Annotated in this window: 3 protein-coding genes; all 3 read left to right on the forward strand. The window is 74.2% G+C overall.

All coding sequences use genetic code 11. The features are described from left to right. Positions 1-589, forward strand: a 589-nt coding sequence (locus LE181_RS31525; RefSeq protein WP_225665001.1) for a transporter substrate-binding domain-containing protein, incomplete at its 5' end; no start/stop codon positions are given. A 120-nt stretch (positions 590-709) separates the two neighbouring features. Then, the gene (locus LE181_RS31530) at positions 710-2,035 is read left to right on the forward strand and encodes a coiled-coil domain-containing protein (protein ID WP_225665002.1); all 1,326 of its coding nucleotides are present in this window, start codon (positions 710-712) and stop codon (positions 2,033-2,035) included. Next, positions 2,032-3,637 (forward strand): serine/threonine protein kinase (locus LE181_RS31535; protein ID WP_225665003.1); only part of this gene is annotated, 1,606 nt, incomplete at its 3' end. The genes LE181_RS31530 and LE181_RS31535, both read left to right, overlap by 4 nt.

Consider the following 3,637-nt stretch of genomic DNA (forward strand, 5'->3'; position numbering starts at 1 on the left):
CTTTCTGGCGATCCCCACGAACCAGCGCATACCCGCCCTGGAAAAGGGCAAGGTGGACATCATCGCGCGCACGATGACCATCAACTGTGACCGGATCAAGCAAGTCGCCTTCTCCACGGCCTACTTCGAGGCCGGACAGCAGGTGCTGGCTCCCAAGGGTTCACCGGTCACGGCGTTCGACGACACCTTGAAGGGGAAGAAAGTCTGTACGGCCAAAGGATCCACGGGCGAGAGCGAGCTCAAGCACGAGTCGCACGGCGCCTTCGTGCTCACCGTGCCCAATCAGCTCGACTGCCTCGTCCGGCTGCAGCTGGGACAGGTCGACGCAGTGATCACCGACAGCGCCCTGGCCGCCGGACAGGCGGCCCAGGACCCGTCCGTGCGACTCGTCGGCAAACCGTTCACCACCGAGTCCTACGGCGTGGCGATGAACCTCGGGGACACGGACCTGGTACGCCGGGTCAACGCAGTGCTGGAGGACTACCGACGGGGCGGCACCGCGAGCCCCTGGATGCAGGCGTACCGCAAGTGGCTGGAGCACGACCTCACGGGGATCACCGCCCCGCCGGAGCCGAAGTACAAGGACTGAGGGGACACGGAGCAACGACAGCGCGACGGGGACCGACGGAGCGGCCGGCACGGCGACCGGCGAGGACTACCGTTCACAGCGTTCGTGCGCGGCGCGGGCCGCGGACAGGAGAGGGGATCGATGGCGGTCGCGGGGCCCACCGGGCCGGCCTTGAGCCGCGAGGAGGTGGACCGTGCGCTGGCGCGGCTCGGCGCGGAGCACGAGGCCGTCGAGTCCTCGCTCCTCGCCCTGCAGGACCACGCCGGCCGCCGTCTGCTGGAGGGGGCGGAGCTGACCGGCACCACCAGAGCGCGGTGGGCGGTCACCGAGCAGCTCATCACCCAGCTGTGGGTGTACTTCGACGCCTACACCGACGCCCTGGAGGCGGCGCGTGAGCTGCGCGGGCGCCGCCGCTGGCCCACCCACGGCGAGCTGTCCGAGCTGACCGACCTGCTGCGCGGCACCGGCCTGACCCTGCCCGGCGGCCCGCCGACGGCCGGCCTGGCCGGCCTCGGCGGCCCGGCCCGGCTCAGCGAGCGGCTGAGCCTGACCGACCTCGTCGACCGGATGAACGGCTGGTACGCGCAGGCGCTGGACGTGGTGGTCGCCGCCGACTCCGTGTGGTCCGCGCTGCCCGCCCGCATCGACCTGCTCGCCGCCGAACTGCAGCGCGTGCGGGCCCTCGCCCATGCGGTGGGCGTGCGTCCGGGCGAGCACCCGGCCGGCGACGACCTCGAACGGATCGACCGGGAACTGTCCGCACTGCGGTGCGAGGTGATATCGGATCCGCTCGCGTTCTGGAGCGGCACCTCCCCCGGCACCGCGCCGGGCGGCGGCCGCCCGGACACCGGCCGCTACGACCGCGCCGCCCTCGCCCTGGAGGACGTACGGCGGGAGGTCGAGGCGGTCCTGGACGTGCGCCAGGACGCCGAGCAGCGGCTGGTGCGGGTGCGCGACGTGCTCTCGCGCGCCGACCGCACGCTGGGCGAGGCCCGGCAGGCCCGCGTCGAGGTCCTGGCGAAGATCGCCGCGTCCGAGGTGCCCGCGGTCTCCGGCCCGCCGACCGCGCTCTACGAGCAGCTGTCGGCCGCCTCCGAGCACCGCAGACGGGCGCAGTGGCACCTGCTCTCGCCGCTCCTGGAGGGCCTGGAGCAGCGCGCCGAGGAGGAGTTGCTGCGCGCCCGCGAGTCGCTGACGGCCGTGACCGCGCCGCTGGCCGTGCGGGCCGAGCTGCGCGGCCGGCTGGACGCGTACAAGGCGAAGGCGTCCCGGCTGGGGCTGACGGAGGACGCCTTCGTCCTGGAGCGGTACGACGCGGCGCGGCGCATGCTGTGGAGCGCGCCCTGCGACCTGTTCGCCGCGGAGCAGGCCGTCCTGCGCTTCCAGCAGGCCGTGAGCGCGGCCATGGCCCCGCCGCCGGTGCGGTCCACCGCCTCGGGGCCCACCGACGGCAGGGGGGAATCATGACCGGCACCAGCTGCCAGCGGCCGGGCTGCGCCGGCGCCTACGAGGACGTCGGCGGCGGCGAGCTGTACTGCGACACGTGCGGGCTGGCCCCGGTCGTCACGGCGGGCGGGCTGGTGGGCTCGCCGGCCACCGGCGTCACCCGGGCGGGCGGCGGGGGCGGCGGCGCGCCGGAGGGCGCGGGCAGCGGCTCCTCGGGGTCCTCGTCCGGCCCCTCGGGGCGGTCCTCGCGCTCGTCGGGGTCCTCGGGCTCGCGCCGGTCGGTGTCCGGGCGGCTGTCCCGGTCGCTGACCGCCGGTTCCGGGGCCACGGGAGCGCCCTCGGTGTCGGTGCGCAGCGGCCCCTCGACGGCCGCCGCCTCCGGGCGCAACAAGCTGGGTGCGGGGCTGGTCAGCATGCCGGGCGTGCCCCGCCCGGAGCCCCGTTCGGCGGTGCTGGAGAACCCGGAGGTGCCCGAGCGCAAGCGGTTCTGCAGCAGGAGCGACTGCGGGGCGCCCGTGGGGCGTTCGCGCGCCGACCGGCCCGGCCGCACGGAGGGCTTCTGCACCAAGTGCGGCCACCCGTACTCGTTCGTGCCCAAGCTGCACCCGGGCGACGTGGTGCACGGACAGTACGAGGTGGCGGGCTGTCTGGCGCACGGCGGGCTCGGCTGGATCTACCTGGCGATCGACCGGGCGGTCTCCGACCGCTGGGTGGTGCTCAAGGGCCTGCTCGACACGGGCGACGAGGACGCGCTGGCGGCCGCCGTCTCCGAGCGGCGCTTCCTCGCGGAGATCGAGCACTCCAACATCGTGCGCATCTACAACTTCGTCGAGCACCTCGACCAGCGCACCGGCAGCCTCGACGGTTACATCGTCATGGAGTACGTGGGCGGGAAGTCCCTCAAGGAGATCGCCAACGAGCGGCGCACCCCGGACGGCCGCCGCGACCCGCTGCCGGTCGAGCAGGCGTGCGCGTACGGCATCGAGGCGCTGGAGGCGCTCGCCCACCTGCACAGCCGCAACCTGCTGTACTGCGACTTCAAGGTCGACAACGCCATTCAGCAGCAGGACCGGCTCAAGCTGATCGACATGGGTGCGGTGCGCCGCATGGACGACCACGACGGCCCCATCTACGGCACGGTCGGCTACCAGGCCCCCGAGGTCGCCGAGGTGGGCCCGTCCGTGGCCTCCGACCTCTACACGGTGGCGCGCACGCTCGCCGTGCTGACCTTCGACTTCCAGGGCTACACCAACGTCTTCGCGGACCGGCTGCCCGACCCCGAGAACATCGCCGTCTTCACCCGCTACGAGTCCTTCTACCGGCTGCTCGTGCGGGCCACCGACCCCGACCCGGCCCGCCGGTTCGGCTCCGCCGACGAGATGGCGGAGCAGCTGACGGGGGTGCTGCGGGAAGTGGTGGCGCTGCAGACGGGCACGCCCCGGCCCGCGGTGTCCACGCTGTTCGGGCCCGAGCCGCGGGTGGTGGACACCCTGCTGTTCGAGGAGCCGGCCGGCGAGGTCTCCGCGCTGGGCGTGCGCGTGCCGCCCCGCCGGCCCCGGCTCCTGGGCGGCCGCGGCGGGGCACCGCTGACGGGCGCCACGCCGCCCGTGCCCCTGCCGGCCG

The organism is Streptomyces sichuanensis (assembly GCF_020328095.1).
Classification (GTDB): Bacteria; Actinomycetota; Actinomycetes; order Streptomycetales; family Streptomycetaceae; genus Streptomyces; species Streptomyces cinnamoneus.